17 protein-coding genes and 1 pseudogene are annotated in these 20,291 nt (G+C 72.3%); 8 read left to right on the top strand and 10 right to left on the bottom strand.

Annotated features, from left to right (window positions below):
- Window positions 1–3: 3 nt before the first annotated feature.
- The 4 genes from FB558_RS24995 to FB558_RS43405 are packed head-to-tail and all read right to left on the bottom strand — an operon-like array spanning window position 4 to window position 3,049.
- Window positions 4–882, bottom strand: a complete 879-nt coding sequence (locus FB558_RS24995) for an alpha/beta fold hydrolase (protein WP_142057406.1) — start codon at window positions 880–882, stop codon at window positions 4–6.
- Window positions 883–909: 27 nt separating this feature from the next.
- Window positions 910–1,833 (bottom strand): class A beta-lactamase, encoded by a 924-nt coding sequence (gene bla / locus FB558_RS24990; RefSeq protein WP_142057404.1) that lies wholly within the window; start codon window positions 1,831–1,833, stop codon window positions 910–912.
- The gene (locus FB558_RS24985) at window positions 1,830–2,699 is read right to left on the bottom strand and encodes a MerR family transcriptional regulator (RefSeq protein ID WP_142057402.1); all 870 of its coding nucleotides are present in this window, start codon (window positions 2,697–2,699) and stop codon (window positions 1,830–1,832) included. The genes bla and FB558_RS24985 overlap by 4 nt, the downstream gene beginning before the upstream one ends.
- Before the next feature lie 29 nt (window positions 2,700–2,728).
- Entirely contained in the window at window positions 2,729–3,049 is a 321-nt protein-coding gene (locus tag FB558_RS43405) for a WhiB family transcriptional regulator (RefSeq protein WP_170231518.1), read from the bottom strand.
- A gap of 528 nt (window positions 3,050–3,577) precedes the next feature.
- Here FB558_RS43405 and FB558_RS24975 point away from each other — a divergent pair.
- The 5 genes and pseudogenes from FB558_RS24975 to FB558_RS43400 form a co-directional block, all read left to right on the top strand.
- On the top strand, window positions 3,578–4,330 hold the full coding sequence (locus FB558_RS24975) for an SDR family NAD(P)-dependent oxidoreductase (protein ID WP_142057398.1): 753 nt from the start codon (window positions 3,578–3,580) through the stop codon (window positions 4,328–4,330).
- Between the two features lie 40 nt (window positions 4,331–4,370).
- Window positions 4,371–6,302, top strand: coding sequence for a S9 family peptidase (locus FB558_RS24970; RefSeq protein WP_142057396.1), 1,932 nt, complete (start codon window positions 4,371–4,373; stop codon window positions 6,300–6,302).
- A complete protein-coding gene (locus tag FB558_RS24965) occupies window positions 6,299–7,018 on the top strand; it encodes a flavodoxin family protein (protein WP_142057394.1) in 720 nt (239 codons plus the stop codon). The genes FB558_RS24970 and FB558_RS24965 overlap by 4 nt, the downstream gene beginning before the upstream one ends.
- Window positions 7,015–7,950 (top strand): DUF5996 family protein, encoded by a 936-nt coding sequence (locus FB558_RS24960; RefSeq protein WP_142057392.1) that lies wholly within the window; start codon window positions 7,015–7,017, stop codon window positions 7,948–7,950. The genes FB558_RS24965 and FB558_RS24960 overlap by 4 nt, the downstream gene beginning before the upstream one ends.
- A 9-nt stretch (window positions 7,951–7,959) precedes the next feature.
- A pseudogene (locus tag FB558_RS43400) lies at window positions 7,960–8,181 on the top strand (GNAT family N-acetyltransferase); the annotation flags it as partial.
- Window positions 8,182–8,763: 582 nt separating this feature from the next.
- Here the strand turns inward: FB558_RS43400 and FB558_RS24945 are convergent.
- The gene (locus FB558_RS24945) at window positions 8,764–9,084 is read right to left on the bottom strand and encodes a WhiB family transcriptional regulator (RefSeq protein ID WP_142057388.1); all 321 of its coding nucleotides are present in this window, start codon (window positions 9,082–9,084) and stop codon (window positions 8,764–8,766) included.
- 154 nt (window positions 9,085–9,238) lie between these two features.
- On the opposite strand from FB558_RS24945, the gene FB558_RS24940 reads away from it, so the two are divergent.
- Window positions 9,239–12,028, top strand: a complete 2,790-nt coding sequence (locus FB558_RS24940) for an ATP-binding protein (RefSeq protein WP_281288679.1) — start codon at window positions 9,239–9,241, stop codon at window positions 12,026–12,028.
- Between the two features lie 82 nt (window positions 12,029–12,110).
- Here FB558_RS24940 and FB558_RS24935 read toward each other — a convergent pair whose 3' ends face one another.
- From FB558_RS24935 to FB558_RS24925, 3 genes are all read right to left on the bottom strand, one after another.
- Window positions 12,111–13,289, bottom strand: coding sequence for a DUF418 domain-containing protein (locus FB558_RS24935; protein ID WP_142057386.1), 1,179 nt, complete (start codon window positions 13,287–13,289; stop codon window positions 12,111–12,113).
- 29 nt (window positions 13,290–13,318) lie between these two features.
- Complete coding sequence (locus FB558_RS24930; protein WP_142057384.1) at window positions 13,319–15,562, bottom strand: S9 family peptidase; 2,244 nt, start codon at window positions 15,560–15,562, stop codon at window positions 13,319–13,321.
- A 114-nt stretch (window positions 15,563–15,676) separates the two neighbouring features.
- Window positions 15,677–17,221 carry an alpha/beta hydrolase gene (locus FB558_RS24925; protein ID WP_142057382.1) on the bottom strand — a complete coding sequence of 515 codons (1,545 nt, stop codon included), beginning with the start codon at window positions 17,219–17,221 and terminating at the stop codon, window positions 15,677–15,679.
- Window positions 17,222–17,865: 644 nt separating this feature from the next.
- Between FB558_RS24925 and FB558_RS24915 the strand changes: the two genes are divergently transcribed.
- Both FB558_RS24915 and FB558_RS24910 read left to right on the top strand, forming a co-directional pair.
- Entirely contained in the window at window positions 17,866–18,576 is a 711-nt protein-coding gene (locus tag FB558_RS24915) for a DUF3159 domain-containing protein (RefSeq protein WP_142057380.1), read from the top strand.
- 270 nt (window positions 18,577–18,846) lie between these two features.
- Complete coding sequence (locus FB558_RS24910; protein WP_142057378.1) at window positions 18,847–19,338, top strand: SRPBCC family protein; 492 nt, start codon at window positions 18,847–18,849, stop codon at window positions 19,336–19,338.
- A gap of 294 nt (window positions 19,339–19,632) precedes the next feature.
- Here FB558_RS24910 and FB558_RS24905 read toward each other — a convergent pair whose 3' ends face one another.
- Both FB558_RS24905 and FB558_RS24900 read right to left on the bottom strand, forming a co-directional pair.
- Window positions 19,633–19,938 carry a nucleoside triphosphate pyrophosphohydrolase family protein gene (locus FB558_RS24905; RefSeq protein WP_142057376.1) on the bottom strand — a complete coding sequence of 102 codons (306 nt, stop codon included), beginning with the start codon at window positions 19,936–19,938 and terminating at the stop codon, window positions 19,633–19,635.
- Window positions 19,939–20,004: 66 nt separating this feature from the next.
- Window positions 20,005–20,256 carry a hypothetical protein gene (locus FB558_RS24900; protein WP_142057374.1) on the bottom strand — a complete coding sequence of 84 codons (252 nt, stop codon included), beginning with the start codon at window positions 20,254–20,256 and terminating at the stop codon, window positions 20,005–20,007.
- Window positions 20,257–20,291: the final 35 nt, after the last annotated feature.

The raw sequence follows: 20,291 nt of genomic DNA, 5'->3' as shown, positions 1-20,291 counted from the left end.
CGGTCATCGCGACTCCTCCGGGCGAACGCCCGAGGGGAGCGGGACTCCCAGGAACGCCCGCAGGGCGGCGTTGACCTCGTCGGCGTGGGTCCACAGCAGCCCGTGCGGGGCGCCGTCGATCTCCACGTACTGCGCCTCGGGCAGGGCTCGGCGGAAGCGGTGGGCCGTGGCCTCGATGGGGAGGATCCGGTCGGCGGTGCCGTGCAGGATCAGGGCCGGCAGACCGGCGGCCCGGACGGCCTCGACGTCGGCGCGGAAGTCCTCGATCCACGAGGAGACGACGGCATGGGCGGCCACGGGAGCGCTGGAGACGGCGACGTTCCAGCTGGCGGTGACCGCCTCCTGACTGATGCGGCGGCCGAGGTTGTCGTCGAGGTTGTAGAAGTTGGAGAAGAACTGCTCGTACCAGGCGTAGCGGTCTTCCTTGGCCGTGGCCTCGATGCCGTCGAAGACGTCCTGGGGCATGCCGTCGGGGTTGTCGTCCCGGGCGACGAGGAAGGGCTCCAGGGAGGCGAGGAAGGCGAGCTTCGCGACCCGCTGGTGGCCGTACCGGGCGACGTAGCGGGCGAGCTCGCCGGTGCCCATCGAGAACCCGACGAGGACGACGTCGCGCAGGTCGAGGGTCTCCAGCAGGGCGTTCAGGTCGGCGGCGAACGTGTCGTAGTCGTAGCCGGTGCCAACCTTCGACGACCGCCCGAAGCCGCGACGGTCGTAGGTGATGACGCGGTACCCCGAGGCGAGCAGCTCGCGCGTCTGGCGCTCCCAGCTGTGACCGTTCAGCGGATACCCGTGGATGAGGACGACCGGCTGACCTGCACCGTGATCCTCGTAGTACAGCTCGATCGGAGTGCTGTTCTCGTTCCCGACGATGACGTGTCCCATGATTTCCTTCCGAGGGTTGCGTGTCTGCTACTGGCCGACGAGCCGGCGGACGGCGATCGCTGTCGCTTCGGCGATGGTGGCGTTGCCGGCCGTGGAGTCCGGGTCGTCGGGGTCGGTGTAGACGGCGAGGACCAGCGGCGCGCGGTCCGGGGGCAGCACGATCCCGACGTCGTTGCGCTCGCCCTGTTCTCCGGTCCCGGTCTTGTCCCCGACCACCCACCCGGCCGGCACCCCGGCCCGGATGGTGGCGTCGCCGGTGGTGTTCGCGACGAGCCAGGCGGTGAGCCGCTCGCGGCCGGCCGGCTCGAGGCCCTCACCCAGGGTCACCGCCCGGATGCTCGCGACGATGGCAGCCGGTGTGGTCGTGTCGCGCTCGTCGTCCGGACCGGTGGAGACGTTGAGCTCGGGCTCGGAGCGGTCGAAGCGGGTGGTCGCGTCGCCGAGGCCGCGGGCGAACGCGGTCACGGCGGCCGGTCCGCCGAGGAGTTCGAGGAGCAGGTTCGCCGCCGTGTTGTCGCTGACGGTGAGAGCGGCGTCGCACAGGTCGGCGACGGTCATGCCGGTCGCCACGTTCTGCGTCGTCACCGGGGCGTACTCCAGCAGTGCCTCGGGGCCGAAGCGGACGAGCCGGTCCAGCAGCGCGGGCTCGGTGGCGGCGCGGTCCAGCACGGCGGCGGCGAGGGGCAGCTTGGCGGTGGAGGCCATGAGGAACCGCTCCCCGCTGCGGTGCGACACGGTCGCCCCGTTCCCGGTGTCGAGTGCGTGCACGCCGATCCGGCCGCCGAAGCGGCGTTCGAGCACGACCAGATCCGGATCGTCCGGCGGAGCGGCGGACGGCGGTGGCGCGGAAGCGGGAGCGGTCGCGGGCGCTGCGGCGATCCCGCAACCCGTCAGGGCCGCGCCCACGATCGCGGTGAGCACGCTGCGTCGGGTGGTGCGTTGCTGGTTCATGGCCTTCCGGGGGTTCTCGACGGGGCGACTGCAGTGATCACGCCGGAGTGCACACCGTGCCGTTGGGGCACGGTCAACCCGAGCGGTGTGGCGCCCGTGACCCGATCGCTGCCCTTCGCGACACCGACCTGTGGGATCCGGATCGGACCGGGACGCGAGCGGAGCAGGAGCTCGACCCGGCGCAGGACGTCGAACTGCGCGGGGTTGTAGAGGTCGCGCGCGGCAACGTCGACCGTTCGATTGGCGGCGGCGCTCAGGCCGTCGGTCGCGCTGCGCAGGCGGGGGAGCATCACGCGCAGGGTCCGGCTCCGGGGGAGCAGCCTGGTCGCGAGCTCGTGGCGGGTGGCGTCGTCGGCGTCGGCGGGGAGCTGGTCGAACGCGGTCGCCGCGGGGCTCGGTGGGAGGCCGCGCAGCGTGTCGACGAAGTCGGTGACCACCGCGAGGCCGAGCACCCTGGTCAGCACGATCAGCAGGGCGCGGTCGGCGTCGGACACGTCGGTGTCCCGGATCCTCGCGGCGAGTGCGGGCGGGATGTCGGTGGGTGCGGCCTGCTGGAGGATCTGCTGGATCTCGCTGCGCGCGTCCTGCAGCCGGTCGAGGGTACGGGCGAGGTGGGCGTCGAGCCCGCGGAGCGCGTCCCGGGGGTGCTGGTCCGCGTCGCCCAGCTCGGCGATCTGGGGCAGGGTGAACCCGAGATCGGCGAGGCGCTTGATCCGCAGGACCCGGACGAGGTGCGCGACGCCGTACTGCTTGTAGCCGTTGGCGCGCCGCTGGGGCTCCGCCAGCAGGCCGACGTGGTGGTAGTGCCGCACCGCTCGCACGGAGGTGCCGGCGAGGTCGGCGAGTTCGCGGGTACTCCAGGCCACAGCTGTTCCCTCCATGTGTTGGCGGCGCGTCAGGGGTGCGCGAGCCGGCGCCGACGGTCGGCCTCCGACAGCCCGCCCCACACGCCGTGCAGCTCTCGGTGGGCCATGGCGTGGACGGCGCACTGCTGGCGGACCGGGCAGGTGGCGCAGATCGCCTTCGCGGTCCGCTCGCGGTGCTGCCGTTGCGGGGGGCGCTCGTCGTCGGCGGGGAAGAACATCGCGGTGTCGACCGCGTTGCAGAGGGCCTGTCGGTGCCACGACGGCGGGAACTCGGGGTCGAGTTGCCAGTCGGCGTACTGCCCGGCCCGGCCGGTGCGTACGACGACGGTGACGGGCTCGGTGCTGATCATGGCGGTTGCTCGCTCCCGGTCGCTCTGCTGTCGGGTCTCAGCCTCTCGAGGCAGGCGCCCTGTCCGCGTCGGTGGAAGTCCCTGATCCCGACCCCGAGCGCGGCACGGGGAAGGCCGGCGTCCCGACGGCCCGGTCTCGCCCGCGGGTTTCGCATCGGTGAGAATCACCGCAATCGACCCCCGAGCCCACGCCAGGAATGGCGGTAGGCCGGCATCCACATGCTGCCGGGCATGGGTGCGCAGGCGTTCGCCGCGCGCGCCACGGGGGAGCGCCCGCGCAGCCGGTCCGCCCGGCCGTCGGATGCGCTGACCGAGCAGGAGTCCAGTCAGGAGCTGCAGGTCCCCGGCGCCGGCCGAGGCGGGACGAGTCGATGGGGTTCGACGTGACTTCCGGCTCCGGTACCGAAGGTCCGTGAACCGCGGTGTCCCCATACGTGACTTCTACCGACGCGAAGGTGCCATCGGCACCACGAGTCTGAGACGAGAGGTGTCGAACAGATCGGCATCGAGAGTGATGGAGACACCGGCATGGGACAGTTGGAAGGCAAGACGTCGGTGGTCACCGGGGGCAGCACCGGTATCGGCCTGGCCACCGCCGTACGGCTGGCGGACGAGGGTGCGTACGTGTTCGTCACCGGGCGACGCGAGGCCGAGCTGGAGGCCGCCGTCAAGACCATCGGAGCAGACCGGGCGACGGGAGTGGCCGGCGACATCTCGAAGGTGGCCGACCTGGACCGGCTCTACGACGCGGTCCGGGCCCGAGGCAAGGGGCTGGACGTGCTCGTGGCGAACGCGGCGGTCGCCGAGTTCGTGACGCTGGAACAGACGACCGAGGAGCACTTCGACCAGACCTTCGGGGTCAACGTCCGAGGCACGCTGTTCACCGTGCAGAAGGCGTTGCCGCTGCTCAACGACGACGCTTCGATCGTCCTGGTCGGTTCGACCGCCGGCGACCGTGGTGTGGAGGCGTTCGGCGCGTACGCGGCGTCGAAGGCGGCCGTCCGGTCCTTCGCGCGGACGTGGTCCAACGAGCTCAAGGGCCGTGGCATCCGGGTCAACGTGGTCTCGCCGGCCTGGATCGATACTCCCGGGGGCACCGCCGCGTTCGGCGACGAGGAGACCTTCCGGGCCGTCAAGGAGAACGTCGCCGCGACCGTCGCCAAGGGCCGCTTCGGCCGACCCGAGGAGGCCGCCGCGGTCGTGGCCTTCCTGGCCTCGGAACAGAGCAGCTACGTCGTCGGCGCGAACCTCTACGTCGACGGTGGCGCGAATCAGATCTGAGCCCGACTGCTCTGCCCGCCGCCCTACGGAAGGGACAGATATGACCGCCTCGGACACGCAGCCGAGACTCATCGAGGTCGAGGAGTTCTTCTCCGACCCCGGTTTCATCGTGCCCACCATCTCCCCGGACGGCACCCGTATCGCCTATCTCGCCCCGCACCGCGGGCGGCGCAACATCTGGGTCCGCGGCGTGGACCAGACCCACGACGACGCCGTCCCGGTCACCTCCGACACCCGCCGCGGCATCACCACCTACTACTGGACCGACGACCCGCGGTGGCTGCTCTACCTGCAGGACACCGACGGCAACGAGGACTGGCACCTGTACCGCGTCGCCCTCGACGATCCGGCCGCCCCGGCCCTCGACCTCACCCCGATGGAGCCCGGGTCGCGGGTGTTCGCCGTCGAGCCGTTGCCCACGATGCCTGGCACCGTCCTGGTCTGGATGAACCCGCGCGGCGGCGCCATCGACGTCTTCCGCGTCGACATCGCCTCCGGCGAGGTCGTGCTCCACCACGAGGAAGTCGATCCGTTGGCCGGCACGCTGCTCGACCGCCGGGGGGAGCCCGCGTTCCAGGTCGTGACCGAGGAGGACGGGACGATCGTCGTCTCCGGGATCGACCGCGCCACCGGAGCCGCCCGACCGCTGCGTCGCATGGGCGGGGCCGAGTACCCGCTGAGCGTGCAGCCGCAGCTGGTCACCCCGAGTGGCGACGGCCTGCTCGTCGGCTCCTTCTCCGGCAGCGACGACCTGCGGCTGGTCCGCATCGACCGCGAGACCGGCGAGGAGACCGTCGTCGCCGACGTCCCGGGCCGGAGCCTGGACAACTTCGGCATCCTCGCCCCCGGCGTGCTGCCGCCCGCGGTGTACACCAACCGCAGCACGGGCGAGCCGATCGCCGCCCGGTTCGTCGCCGACCGCCCGCACATCGAGGTGCTGGACCCGGAGTTCGCGCCGGTGCACGCCGAGCTGGCGGCGCTGTCCGACGGGGTGCTCGGCACGCTGTCCTCCGACGTGTCCGGTCGGCGGTGGATCGCCACGTTCGTCCACGACCGCGAGCCGGGTGTGACCTGGTTCTACGACCACGCCACCGGCGAGAAGCGCCGCCTCTTCCAGCCCTTCCCGGACCTGGACCCCGCCGACCTGGCTCCGATGGCTCCGGTGCGCTTCCCCGCCCGGGACGGGCTCGAGCTGCCCGGCTATCTCACCCTGCCGCTCGGTGTGGAGCCGCGGAACCTGCCGATGGTGCTGCTGGTGCACGGCGGACCGTGGTCCCAGGACCTGTGGGGCTACAACCCGGAGGTGCAGCTGCTGGCCAACCGGGGCTACGCGGTGCTGCAGGTCAACTTCCGCGGCTCCACCGGGTACGGGCGCCGCCACCTGACCGCGGCCGTCGGCGAGTTCGGCCGGGCCATGCAGGACGACCTCACCGACGCCGTCGGCTGGGCGGTCGCGCAGGGCTACGCCGACCCCGCCCGGGTGGGCATCTTCGGTGTCTCCTACGGCGGGTACGCCGCGCTCATGGGGATCACGACCACCCCGGACCTGTTCGCCGCCGCCGTCGACTACGTCGGGGTGTCCGACCTCGTCACCGCCGTGCGGGCCCTGCCGCCGTTCACCCGCCGCTACAACGCCAACAGCTGGTACCGCTACGTCGGTGACCCGGACGTGCCCGAGCAGGAGGCCGACATGCGCGCCCGCTCGCCGATCACCATGGTCGACCGGATCCGGACCCCGCTGCTGGTCGCCCAGGGCGCCAACGACGTCCGCGTGCCGCAGGAGCAGTCCGACCGCATCGTCGCGTCGCTGCGCGAGCGCGGCGTCCCGGTGGAGTACCTGCTCGCCGAGGACGAGGGCCACGGCTTCGAGAACGAGGAGAACCGACTCCGGTTGTACCGGGCCGTCGAACGGCACCTCGCCCGGCACCTGGGCGGGCGACGCGGCACCACGTCCGACATGGACGCGGCGTGAACCCGGCCGAGAAGCCCGACTTCTCCGGGTTGCGCGCGTTGTACATCAACTGCACCCTCAACCGTTCCCCCAGCCGCAGCCACACCCAGGGTGTGATCGACCGCAGCGTGGCGATCATGGAGGCGAACGGGGTCGGTGTGGACCAGTTCCGCGCGGTCGACCACGACATCGCCACCGGCGTCCGCCCGGACATGACCGAGCACGGGTGGAACAGCGACGAATGGCCCGCGCTGCTGGAGCGGGTCCTGGCCGCCGACATCCTGGTCATCGGCGGGCCGATCTGGCTGGGTGACAACAGCTCGGTGACCCGCCGGGTGATCGAGCGGCTCTACGGATACTCCGGGGTGCTCAACGACCGCGGCCAGTACGCCTACTACGGCCGCGTCGGTGGCTGCCTGCTCACCGGCAACGAGGACGGCCTCAAGCACTGCGCGATGAGCATCCTGTTCAGCCTGCAGCACATCGGGATCACCGTCCCGCCGCAGTCCGACGCGGGCTGGCTCGGTGAGGTCGGGCCCGGCCCGTCCTACCTGGACGAGGGCTCGGGCGGCCCGGAGAACGACTTCACCAACCGCAACGTCGCGTTCATGACCTACAACCTGCTGCACCTCGCGTCGATGCTGCGGCGTGCCGGTGGGATCCCGGCCTACGGCAACCAGCGCACGGCCTGGGACGCCGGCTCCCACCCCGACCACGCCAACCCGGAGTACCGATGACGAGCCTGACGACGGCCTGGCCGAGCCTGCGGGTCGCGGACTGGACCGACACCCGCGACACCCTGCACATGTGGACCCAGATCGTGGGCAAGATCCGCATGGCCCACGCCCCGCTGCTCAACCACTGGTGGCAGGTCACCCTCTACGTCAGCCCGCGCGGGCTGACGACCTCGACCATCCCGTACCGCACGGGAGCCTTCGAGATCGAGTTCGACTTCGTCGCCCACCGGCTCGAGGTCCGCAGCAGCGACGGCGGCACGAAGGGCTTCCCGCTGCAGCCGATGCCGGTCGCCGAGTTCTACGCGCGGATCATGGCCGAGCTGGACAGGCTCGGGATCGAGGCACCGATCCGGCCGCACCCCAACGAGGTCGACCCGGCGATCCCCTTCGCCGAGGACCACGAACACGCCTCCTACGACGGTGAGGCGGCCGCGCTGTTCTGGCGGCAGCTGCTGCAGGCGGACCGGGTGGTCGGCGAGTTCCGGTCGCACTTCGTCGGCAAGGTCAGCCCGGTGCACTTCTTCTGGGGCTCGTTCGACCTGGCCTGCACCCGCTTCTCCGGGCGCCCGGCCCCGCCGCACCCCGGCGGCGTGCCCAACTGCGGGGACTGGGTCATGGTCGAGGGCTACTCCCGGGAGCTGTCCAGCTGCGGGTTCTGGCCCGGCGGTGGGGAGGAGGGCGCCTTCTACTCCTACGCCTACCCCGCACCCGACGGGTTCGCCGACCAGCCGGTCGGCCCCGACGGCGCGTACTTCAACACCGAGCTCCAGCAGTTCCTGCTGCCCTACGAAGTCGCCCGCGCGGCACCCGACCCCGACCGCGCGGTCGCCGAGTTCCTCCACAGCACCTACGTAGCCGCCGCCGACCTCGGGAAGTGGGACCGCCCGGCGCTGGAGGACGACCCCTTCCGGTGGCACCGAACCAGCCTGTGAGAACACAACATGATCACCGTAACCGACGACCGCATCGCGAACCGGTTCGAAGCCCGCGACGGCGAGACGCTCGCGGGGTTCGCCCCGTACGTCCGCACGCCCGAGCTCGTTGCCTTCGTCCACACCGAGGTCGGCCCGGCTTTCGAAGGGCGCGGCGTGGGTTGCCTGCTGGCTCGCGAAGGTATCGAATCGGTGCAGGCGGAGGGGCTCCGGGTGCTCGCGCTCTGTCCCTTCATCGCGGGTTGCCGGGCGGGGCCCGGTTTTGCGGGTGAGCGGAACACCAGGGTTGTTCGATCTCGCATGGACAGCTCTGGTGTTCCGTTCACCCGCAAAGGGGGCGGCTCGGCGCCGGTTCTCGTGGGAGTGGCTGCGGTGGGCGGGCCGTTCCCGGTTCGGGGCGAGCCGGCTCGCCCTCGTCCCGGCCGTCGCACCCGGACGCGTTGCAGGACCGGCACGAACTGCGGGTTGTCGCCGCGGTGCCCGGCGGTGATCACCGCGCCACGTTGATCAGCTGTCGCTAGTGTCCCCCGCCGGAAGTTCGCTGGGAAAGTCGGTGGATCCAGGTTCTCGCTGCGTGTGCCGGGCGGCGAGCCTCGTACCGGGCGTACTCGGCTCGTCGACCGGTGCGCGCAGCGTGGAGCTGGGCCGCCGAATTATTCGGCGGACTTCCGGTGGGGGACACTAGGTCCACTTTCGGGACCGGCCACGTCCACTCGTCGCTGGCAGGAGTGACTCAAGCAGCTGCCACTGCGCGTCGGTGAGGTCGTGGCGAGCACCTGCGGGTACGTGTCGGCCCGTGTGTCGTCGGCGCGGTCAGGGGTGCGCGAGCCGGCGCCGGCGGTCGGCCTCCGACAGCCCGCCCCACACGCCGTGCAGCTCCCGGTGGGCCATGGCGTGGACGGCGCACTGCTGGCGGACCGGGCAGGTGGCGCAGATCGCCTTCGCGGTCCGCTCGCGGTGCCGCCGTTGCTGGGGGCGCTCGTCGTCGGCGGGGAAGAACATCGCGGTGTCGACCGCGCGGCAGAGGGCCTGTCGGTGCCACGACGGCGGGAACTCGGGGTCGAGTTGCCAGTCGGCGTACTGCCCGGCCCGGCCGGTGCGTACGACGACGGTGACGGGCTCGGTGCTGATCATGGCGGTTGCTCGCTCCCGGTCGCTCTGCTGTTGGGTTCAGACTCGCGAGGACGGCGCCCTGTCCGCGTCGGTAGAAGTCCCTGATCCCGACCCCGACGCCGGCGAGGGAGGTTGAGATCTCGACGACCCGGTCGCGCCCGCGAGCTTCGCGTCGGTGACAATCACCGTGATCGGCCCCGTGCCGGCGCCAGGGGAGGACCAGGCGATGCTCGTGGGACGGCGCGCCGAGCACGCGGCGCTCGAGCAGCTGCTGGCCCGGGCCCAGGGCGGCGACAGCGGCGTGCTGGTGGTGTGCGGTGAGGCCGGCATCGGCAAGACCGCTCTGCTGCAGCACCTGCGGGAGACCGCCGTGGCGACCGGGTTCCGGGTCGAGGACGCGGCCGGGGTGGAGGCCGAGGCGGAGTTCGCGTTCGCGGGCCTGCACCAGCTGTGCGCACCGATGCTGGCGCGGGCGGCGGCGCTGCCCGAGCCGCAGCAGACCGCCCTCGGGGTGGCGTTCGGGATGCGCGAGGGTGCTGCACCGGACCGGTTCCTGGTCGGGCTGGCCGTGTTGAGCCTGCTGGCCGAGGTGGCCGAGGACGGGCCGTTGCTGTGTGTGGTGGATGATGCGCAGTGGCTGGACCAGGCGTCCGCCCAGGTCCTGGCGTTCGTGGCCCGGCGGGTGGCGGCCGAGCGCGTGGTGATGGTGTTCGCGCTGCGCGATCCCGGCGTGACCGCCATCGAGCCGTTCGCCGGACTGCCGGAGCTGCGCCTGGCGGGGCTGGGGGAGTCCGACGCCCGGGCGCTGCTGGCCACCGCGGTCCGCGCGCCGCTGGACGACGTGGTGCGAGACCGGATCGTGGCCGAGGCGCGCGGCAATCCGTTGGCATTGTTGGAGCTACCCCGGGCTGCGCCGGAGGTGCAGCTCGCGGGCGGCCACGAGCTGCCCGACGTGGTGAGCGTCGCGCGCCGGGTCGAGGACGGCTTCCTGCGTCGCGCGGGCAACCTGCCGCCCGATTCGCAGCTGCTGCTGGTGGTCGCCGCGGCCGAGCCGACCGGCGATGCGGCGCTGCTGTGGCGCGCAGCCGCGGAGCTGGGGATCGCCCACGAGGCGGCCGCGCCCGCGGAGACCGCCGGGCTGCTGGAGCTCGACAGCCGGGTGCGGTTCCGGCACCCGCTCGTGCGCTCGGCGGTCTACCGGGCGGCCACCCCGCCCGACCAGCGCCGAGCGCACGGCGCGCTGGCCGCCGTCACCGACCCGCAGGTCGACCCCGACCGGCGCGCCTGGCACCGGGCGCAGGCGGTGGTGGGCACCGACGAGGAGGTCGCCGCGGAGCTGGAGCGTTCAGCCGGACGGGCCCGGGCCCGTGGCGGGCTGGCCGCCGCGGCGGCGTTCCTCCAGCGCGCGGTCGAGCTGACCCCCGAGCCGGCCGTCCGGGCGGGTCGGGCCCTTCAGGCTGCGCACGCCAAGCACGAGGCCGGTGCGTCCGAGGCCGCGCGCGAGCTGCTGACGGTCGCGGCGACCGGGCCGCTGGATGCGGTGGCGCAGGCCCGCCTCGAGCTGCTGCGCGCCCAGATCGCGTTCCACCTGGCGAGAGGCGGCGAGGGGCCGCGGATGCTGCTGGACGCCGCCAGGAGCCTCGCCCCGCTGGACCCGGCGCTGTCCCGGGAGACCTACCTGGACGCGCTCGATGCGGCGATCGTCACCGGCGGCGTCGGCCCCGGCGGCGGCGTGCGGGCGGTGGCCGAAGCCGCCCGGGCCGCGCCCGCATCACCGGAGTCGCCGAGGCCGGCGGACCTGTTGCTCGACGGGCTGGTGACGACGTTCACGCAGGGTTACGCGGCAGGGGTGCCCGGGCTGCGGCGGGCGTTGGACGCCTTCGCCCACGACGAGCGAGACGCTCACGGCGCGAACGACAGCGACAACCGCCGCTGGCTGTGGCTGGCCAGCCGAACCGCGATGTCGGTCTTCGACGACGAGATGGTCCACGCGCTGGCCGCCAGCCATGTCCGGCTGGCCCGTGAGGCCGGCGCGCTGGCCACGCTCCCCGCAGCACTCCTCGTCCAGTCCGTCGTGCTGGTGCTCTCCGGTGAGTTCTCCCGGGCCGCCGAGCAGACCGCGATCGCGGCCGCGACCAGAACCGTGCCCCTGCTCCATGGCCGGCTCATCCTGGCTGCCTGGCGCGGTCGCTCGGACGAGAGCACCGAGATCCACGCGACCATGGTCCGGGAAGCTGCCGGCCGCGGGCGTGGCACCGAGTACGCCCTGGCGCAGTACGCCATGGCGGTCCTGCACAACGGGCTGGGCGACTACCCAGCGGCTCTGGCCGCTGCGACACGGGCTTTCGAGTCCGACGAGCTGACCCACAGCAACCTGGCCCACTCCGAGCTCATCGAAGCCGCATGCCGCACCGGCCAACCGGAGCGAGCGGCCGATGCGCTGGACCAGCTCAGCTCACGGGCGCTGGCCAGCGGCACACCGTGGGGGCTCGGGCTGGCAGCGCGATCACGGGCACTGGTCAGCAGCGGCCCGGCGGCCGACGAGCACTACCGCGAGGCGATCGAGCGGCTCCGGGAATGCCGGATGGTCACCCAGCTGGCCCGCGCTCATCTCGTCTACGGCGAGTGGCTGCGCCGGCAGGGCCGCCGCCAGGGCGCCCGCCAACAGCTCCGCACCGCCCACCAGCTGCTGTCGGGCATGGGCGCGGAAGCGTTCGCCGCGCGGGCCGCCCGCGAACTGCGCGCCACCGGCGAGCACGCACGCGGCCGGTCCGCCCAGCCCTCGGACGCGCTCACCGCGCAGGAGCTGACGATCGCACGACTGGTGGCCACCGGGGCGACCTCTCGGGAGGTCGGCGCGCAGCTGTTCCTGAGCCCGCGCACCATCGAGGCCCACCTGCGCAGCATCTTCCGCAAGTTGAGCATCACCTCCCGCCGACAGCTCCGGGACCTGCAGCTCCCCTGATCGGCCGACAGTCGGTGAACCCCTCGACGACATCGACCTGCCGGGTCGCGGCACTTGTGCGCGACTGGTTGGTCGTCCGGAGTCACGCGGCAGGTTGGCGGGCAGAGCGGGTGCGGTAGGTCAGGTGTCGTAGGAGAGCCTCGAACGGGCCACGCTGCCCGGTGCGGTCCAGGGCGTAGGCGATGACGACGGTGCCCGCCCAGGTGGCGACGGCGACCCCGGCGGCGGTGGCGGCGCCCAGCTTCCCGCCGAGGTCGAGCAGTGATGGTTCGGTGGCGACCAGCCAGACCGGTGACTGGGCGATGTAAAAGGTCATCGAGCGCCGGCCGCATGCGACCAGCGCGGTCGTGACCGGTCCTCGCCGGTCACCGAGTCGGTAGGCGGCGAGTGCGATCGCGGCCAGGAACGCGAGCCCGCCGGCGATGCCGGTGGCCGCGAACACCGCATGGCCGGCCGCGTCGGTGCCGGGGGAGGCGGGGGTCCAGAGGCCCACGGCCTGCAGGGCCACGGGCTGCGCGCCGAGCACTGCCACCGGGAAGCCGATCAGGGCGAACCGGCGCAGCAGCGGCCGGTAGCGGTCGGGCTGTTCGAGCAGCCGCATCCGCGCGGCCAGGACTCCGATCAGGACGGACGGTGCTATCCCCACTGCGGCGATCGGCAGCACCGGGAGCGCTGAGGTGCGCATGATCGCGCTGTCGAGCAGGGTGGGGCCCACGGCGAGTGGTGCGTCGGAGGGGGTCAGGATCTGGAGCAGGGAGGCGGCCGTGACCCCGAGGACGAGGGTGATCGCCATGACCGTCCACATCCGACGGCTCGACCAGGAGACGACCCCGGCGAACATCACTGCGAACGCACCGTAGGCGCCGATCACGTCCCCGCTGTAGAGCAGGACGACGTGGGCGATGCCGAAGACGATCAGCCACACCCCGCGCCTGCGGATCAGTCGCCGGGCCTGCGCCGGGTCGCCGCCGAGGCCGGTGTAGCGCCGGGTCATCTGGACGAGGCCGTAGCCGAACAGGATCCCGAACAGCGGGGCGGCGCGCCCGTCCACCAAGGACGTCAGGAGCCACTGGACGGCGACGTCGACGGGGCCACCGCCGGCGGGTGTGGTGAGCGAGTTGCCCCCGGCGTGCAGCTGACGGGAGTGGGCCAGCGCGATGAGCAGCAGCATCACGCCCCGCGCGAGGTCCGGCGCCAGCAGGCGTTGCGACGCCGGCGTGGGTGCGATCGGCCCTGCGACGGGTTGAGGAGAGGTGGACACGACGATCCTTACGCGAGGTGGAGCTGCGGTCAGACGGGCAGGCTCGGCGGGAGCGGGGTGAGGCGGTAGGAGGGTGGCTCGGCGCCGTGCAGGTGGCGGACGAAGTAGTCCCAGGTGCGGCGCAGGACGTAGTGCTTGCTGCCGTTGAACAGGTGCTCGGCGCCGGGGACGACGAGCATGTCGACGTCCTTGTCGGCCTTCACCAGCGCGTCGACCAGGCGCAGGCTCTGGGCGGGCAGGACGTTGTCGTCGAGCTCGCCGTGGATCAGCAGCAGCCGGCCCTGGAGGTTCGCGGCGAGGTGTGCGTTGTCCAGGTCGCGCCGGGCGTCGTCGTCGAGGTCGCCGTAGTAGCGCTCGCCCCAGTAGGGGTAGTAGCTGCCGATGTCGTTCGGGGTGGCCCGGGCGACGCCGACGCCGAAGAACTCGGGGTGGGCGAGCAGCGCTCGCGTGGTGGCGTACCCGCCCCCGGAGCTGCCGGTGATCCCGACCCGGGCGGTGTCCAGCCACGGGTGGCGCTCGCCCAGCTGGCGGATCGCGGCGACGTGGTCGACCAGGAACCCGGCGGCCGAGAAGTTGCGGTAGGAGTGGTCGTGGAAGGCCTTGCTGCGCCCGGCGGTGCCCCGCCCGTCGACGGCGACGACGGCGAACCCCAGCGCGGCCAGCGCCTCGGCCTCCCCGGTGAACGGCGGGGCGTCGAAGGCAGGGGAGGCGCGGTAGACCATCGGCCCGGGGTAGACGTGGTCGATCACCGGGTAGCGCCGATCCGGGTCGAACCCGTGCGGCCGCCACAGCAGCCCGTAGACCGGGGTCCGGCCGTCGGCCGCGGTGGCCCGGAACCGCTCCGGCGGTGCCCAGCCGCGGGACGCCAGCGCGGCGGTGTCGGGGGCCTCGAGCTCGACCAGTACCCGGCCGTCCCCGTCGAGCACCGACGACCGCGGAGGCGTCGCGACGGTCGAGGCCCGGTCGACGACGTACCCGCCCTCGGGCGGGCTGATCGCGTCGTGGTCGAACTCGTCGTCCGTGAGCCGGGTGAAGCCCGTCCCGTCCAGGTCGATGCGGCAGATCTGGCGCAGGTAGGGGTCGGTCTCGTCGAGCCCGTTCGCGAGGAACCAGACCCGGCGGGCGTCCTCGTCGACCCACAGCACGCGGCGCACCAGCCACTCGCCCGAGGTGACCTGGACGTGCTTCCCGCCGTCCGGTGAGGAGAGGTACAGGTGTCCCCACCCGTCGCGCTGGGACCACCAGAGGATCTCCCCGGAGTCCAGCACCTGCACCTGCGCGGGCTCGACGGTAGAGGCTCCCGGGTCGACGCAGGTCCGTCCGGTCTCCTGGACGACCAGGGTGCTCGCCCCGGTGGCGGGGTCGAGGCGGTGCATCTCGAGGGTCAGTGCGTCACGGGCGTACCGCAGGAAGTAGACGGAGTCCCCGACCCACCACCGCGACGCGCGGCTGGTGGTGTGCACGATCGGGGTGGGCGGATCCTGCTGGTGCACGACGGTGCGAGCGGCGACGTCGAGCACCACCCAGGACATCGTCGCGACCTGCTCGTCGCCCGGCACCGGGTAGCGCAGCCGGTGCTCCACCGGGCGGCCCCCGCCGGCGGGGGCGGACTCCACCAGCACCTGCTCGGGCAGTCCCCGCTGGTCGAGGCGGTGGGTGAGCAGCCGGGTGGAATCCGGCGACCACTCGGCGACGAACGGCGGGTCGATGCCCAGCGCCCGCCACTGGAAGATCCCGGCCCAGTCGAGCATGGCCCCGTAGGAGTGGTCGGGCTCGGCGTCCTCGGTGAGCGCGAACTCCTCGCCGCCGTCCTGCGAGCGAACCCAGATGTTCCCGTCGCGGGTGAACGCGGCCCAGGCCTTGTCCGGGGACACCAGCTCCACCCGGCTGGGCAGCCCGGGGCCCTCGACCCGTTCGCAGGTGCCGTCGTCGCCGGAGAACTCCCAGTTCTCGCCGAAGGCGAAGAAGCGCACCACGTCCTCGTCGCGTCCGGGGAGCTCGAACTCCAGCAGCATCACGGGCAGGTCGGCGGCGTCCACCGCGTGCCCGGACGCCAGCGAGAGCGCGGCCGCGAGCCGGGCGTGGTCGAACGCGTCGCGACGCGTACCCGTCGCCGGGTCGACCAGCACGTGTCGGCCGCCGACCTCGTAGACGAAGCGCCGGCCGCCGGCGAGCCACTGCGGCGCCACGGACGCGCCCGGCACCGCCTGCTTCCGGTACGGCGCGAGCATCGACTCAGCGCGCGCGTAGTCCTCGGCGCCGATGGAAATCATTCTTGGATCCCCCTCGAAGTCCTTGACCGTGGGGTGCCAGGTCACACCCGGCCGTTGCGGCACGGTCAAGCAGCTGAGTTGCGCACAATCCGTCTCGGGTTGCGGAGAGGCCGGCTACTGCTCGCAGCGTGCGTCGGCGGGCGGCAGCGTCAGGTCGATCAGGTAGTCGGTCGCGATCTGGTCGACGCACGGGCTCTGCCCCAACAGGGCGATCCCGTGCTGGGCCCCGTCCACGGTCAGCAGGGTGCCGCCGAGGGTCCGGGCCAGGTTGATGCCGCCCTGGTGGGGTGTCGCCGGGTCACCGGTGACCGACGTGACGAGGATCGGCGGCACGTCGACGTCGCCGGTGACGAACGGCCCGGTCCGGCTCGGCGGCTCCGGCCAGGCCGCGCACTCGTGGTAGCTCTCGGTGACCGGGGTGCCGTCGTCCATGATCGGAGCGGCCTCGCGGACCTGGCGGAGCTGGTCGGCCTGCTCGGCCGGGGTGCGCCGGGGCCAGTCCATGCACCGGATCGAGCGGAACGACTCGAGCATGTTGCCGTAGTGTCCGTCGGGGCCGCGCTGGGCGTACAGGTCGTGCAGCGCCAGCAGGATGTCGCCGCGCCCGTCCGCCACCTCCGACAGTCCCCGCAGGACGACCGGCCACAGGGCCTCGGAGTACAGCCCGGCGAACACACCGGTCACGGCGTCCTCGTAGGTCAGGGCGCGTCCGTCGGTGGTCGGCACCGGGTTGTCCTGCAGCGGGCGCAGGAGTGCGTGGTAGGTCTCGACCGCCCGGGTCGGGTCGGTGCCCAGCGGGCAGTCGGGGCCGCTGGTGCACTGCGCGGCCATCCCGTCGAAGGCTCGCTGGATCCCTGCGGCCTGGGACACCGTGAACTCGACGCCGGACAGTTCGGGGTCGATGGCGCCGTCGAGGAGCATGGCCCGCAGGTTGTCCGGGAACGTCTCGGCGTACACCGCGCCGAGCTCGGTGCCGTAGCTGTAGCCGAGGAAGGACAGCTGCTCGTCGCCCAGCACCGCGCGCAGCACGTCCAGGTCCTGGACGGTCTCCCGGGTGCCGATGTGGACCAGCGCCTGCTCGCCGCCCGCGCTGTCGGCGCAGCGCTGCGCGATCGTCTCCGCCGCCCGCGCGTCGGGGACGTCCTCAGGGGTGAGGGTGCCGTTGAAGCCGTCGCCGCGGTCGTCCTCGGCGCTGGTGAAGCAGTCCACCCGGGGTGTGGTGGCACCCACGCCGCGGGGGTCGAACCCGACGACGTCGAATCGCTCCCCGATCGGCATCGGGTCCAGGGTCGGCGCCATCGTTGCGACGTGGCCCATCCCCGAACCACCGGGGCCGCCCGGGTTGACGACCAGCGATCCGATCCGCTCGCCCCGGGCCTTCATCCGCAGCAGGGCGATCTCGGCCCGGGGGCCGTCGGGGTCGGCGTAGTCGAGCGGGACCTGCATCCGGGCGCAGTCGAACCGCTCGTTCGCGAACAGCGCCTCGTCGGCAAGGGTCGTCGCGTACGGGGCACACGGCTCGAACGCGAGCTGCTGGTCGTGGAACTGTGTCAGGTCCGGCGCGGATGAGGCCGTCTCCTGCGGTACCCCGGCCGGGCCCGGCCGGCCGCACGCTGTGGCCACCAGGAGCAGCGGCAGCCCCACCGCTGCGATCACCATCCGGATACGTCGTCGCTGCACGCTTCCTCTTCCGTTCGGGACGGGAGCGGTCTTGATCACTGATGCGGACGCCAGCGGACAACATGCCGTCGCGGCACCCTCAACCCCCGAACAGGTGGTCCCAGCTGGATCTTCGCTCGTTCGGGGCGCCCAGGGCTCGCTGCGAACGTAGGGAGGCCGGTTGGTTCCGCGGAACCGTCGACGGGCTCGAACCGTCCGACCGAAGTCGGAGGACGGTGCACCGCCCGGTGGACGACGTGTCGGCGCCGAGGACGTCGATGCCGTCCGCCGTTCGCCATCCGGACGGCAGGACGGCCGTGGTGACCGGCGCCGGCACCGGGATCGGGCTGGCGACCGTGGAGCGGCTGGCGCCGAGGGGGCGCACGTCTTCCTGACCGGTCGGCGGCAGGCCGAGCTCGACGCAGCTGTGGCATCCATCGGCTCGGCGGTCACCGGTGTCGTGGGGGACGTCGCGAGAGAAGCGCGTGCCGTTGCGGCACGGCAAGGCGCGGTGCGCGACGGGCGACGGCGACGGGCAGAGGGCTGGCCTGGGCGTGCTCTTGCTCACAGCGGCTTGAGTGTGCCGCTGCGGCACCGGGTTGCGTGGGCGTCCACCACAGAGGACCGATCTGGAAGAGGATCCGATGCCCGACGAGCGGCACTCCGCGCATGCTCCGCGCGCCCCCTGGCACGACGGCACGACCCCGTCGCCGTCGGCCGACGCGGCCACGGGAGCATCGGGCGAGGGCGAGCCGGCGTCGACCCTGTTGGCCCAGATGGGCGGCGCCGCGGGTTTCGTCTACTCGACGGTCCCGGTGATCGTGTTCGTCACCGCAAACGCTTTCCTGTCGCTGCCGCCCGCGATCGGAGTCGCCCTCGCCTCGGGCATGGCCCTGTTCGGGTTCCGGCTGCTGCGCGGCGAGCGGTTCGCCACCGCGGTCGGGAGCCTGCTCGGGGTGGCCGTCGCCGCTGCCCTCGTGGCTGTGACGGGCTCGGCTCGGGACTTCTTCGCGATCGGGATCTGGCTGTCGCTGGCCGGGTTCGTGGCCACCCTCGGATCGGTGCTGGCCCGCCGTCCGTTGACCGGCGTCGTCTGGAACCTGGTGCACGGCGGCAAGTACGACTGGCGGGCCGATGGTGCCGTCCGCCGGGCGCACGACCTGGCCACGCTCGCCGCAGCGCTGGTGCTCGGCGCGCGGTTCGCGGTCCAGCAGTGGCTCTACATCGCCGACAGCACGACCGGGCTGGGCATCGCGCGCGTCGCCATGGGGACGCCGCTGACGATCCTGGCCGCGCTCGTCGTCGTCTGGGCGTTCCGGCGGAGCACGAAGCGGCTGGTCCGCACCGGTCGATGACCGGTGAGGTGCGCCGCAGTCCCGCGGTCTGGCTCACCGCCCATGGGCTGTCGCTGCTGGGCCGGGGCATCACCGCGTAGGTTCTCCCGCTGCTGGCGCTCGACCGCACCGTGTGACGTCCTCGCCGCCGGCCTGCTGCCTCGGCTACGGCTGCGGCGGCCGCCGCAACCCCGGCCACGCGCTGGTGGCAGCGGACACGTATGAGGCTGGGCTGACAAAGGCGAAGCCACTAGCGTGCATCCATCCGCGAGGAACCGGGAGCACTTCGACATGAAGTACACCGTCTCGATCGAGATCGCCCTGCCGCGGGAGAGGGTGGTCCAGCTGCTCGCCGACTCCGCACAGCTGCCGAAGTGGCTGCGCGGCCTGGTGCTGCACGAGCCGCTGAACGGGATGCACGGGCAGGTCGGTACCGAGTCGCGCGTCGTGATGCAGATGGGGCAGCGGAAGATGGAGCTCACCGAGACCATCACGCGCCGGGAACCGGCGGACCTGCACGCGATCCCGAGAGACGGCGTCGTGCACTTCGAACGCGAAATCGTCGCCAAGGGCATGTGGAGCGCCGCGCGCGAGCGGCTGACCGAAGCCGGTCCGGAGACGACGCACTGGGAGAGCGAGAACGAATACCGGTTCAACAGCCTGCCGATGCGACTGGTGGTGCCGTTCATGCGCGGTGCCTTCCGCAAGCAGTCGCGCGTGCACATGCAGGACTTCAAGGCGTTCGCCGAGCACGGAACGGACGTCCGCGAGGCGAAGGGCTGACCCACACGCCGGCGATCAGGGGTGGCTACGTCGACGAGCGCCCTCGCCGGGCGGGCAGGCCTCCGGGACGGCGGGGCGGGCGCGTCCCGTCGGCCTACCCGAGGGCCACCACCCGCCCGTCCGGGGCAGAGCTGGGCGACATCGAGGGCGCCGTCGAAGCCTGTCGTCTGCCGGGCGGTGACGCGCGCGCAGGTTCGTCTGCGTGATGAGCGGATGAGCTGGCCGCCGGCCTCCTGGATCGGTCGGAGCCCGAGGTGGGTGAGGAGGAGTCTGATACGCCAACGCGCTCGGCGCTCAAGGCATCCGCGACAACCACTTTCGCTCGATCTCGCCCTGAACGTCGATCGAGTGGTGGGCGGCGATGAGTAGTGCATGGCAGACGACGTCGGCGATCTCAGCGGCGAATCGCGCATCGAGGTCTGCGGCGCTCAGCCCCTTCTGCCGTGACTGGCCCTGCCTCATGAGGTGCGCTTGTGTCAGTTCCCCGACCTCCTCGTGAAGCTTCAAGAGGTGCCAATCACTGCTGCGCGTGATACCGAACCTCTCGGCGTAGTGGCGGGAAACGCGCTCTACCTGCGTCGTCAGGCTACGGAGGTCCACTCGCACAGCGTTCCAGGGAGGGAAAGCCGGTAACGTCGAAGGTTGCCCAGGGCTGCCGAGTCGACGCTACCGCACCCTGTCGCTCGAGAAGCTCCTCGCGTGCGACCCACTGCGACGACCCAGCCCTGACTTCACGAGCTGCGATACGCGCTGCGGTGACACCCCGAGCACCTTGGCGATGTCGGCGCCGGTGAGCCCGCGTGCCTGCAGTTGGCGGGCGATCAGTCGTGCCTTGGCGGCCGCCTCCTTCTGCACGCGCTCCGCTTCCTGCTGTAGTCGGCGCGCCTCTGCGATCTCCTCGGACGTCTCGTCGTCCACTACCGGGCGCCCCTAGTGATACACCCTCCAGAGGG

This window comes from Pseudonocardia kunmingensis (assembly GCF_006716445.1).
Classification (GTDB): Bacteria; Actinomycetota; Actinomycetes; order Mycobacteriales; family Pseudonocardiaceae; genus Pseudonocardia; species Pseudonocardia kunmingensis.
Note: the sequence above shows the minus strand (reverse complement) of the source record. Positions and strands in the feature narration are given on the sequence as shown.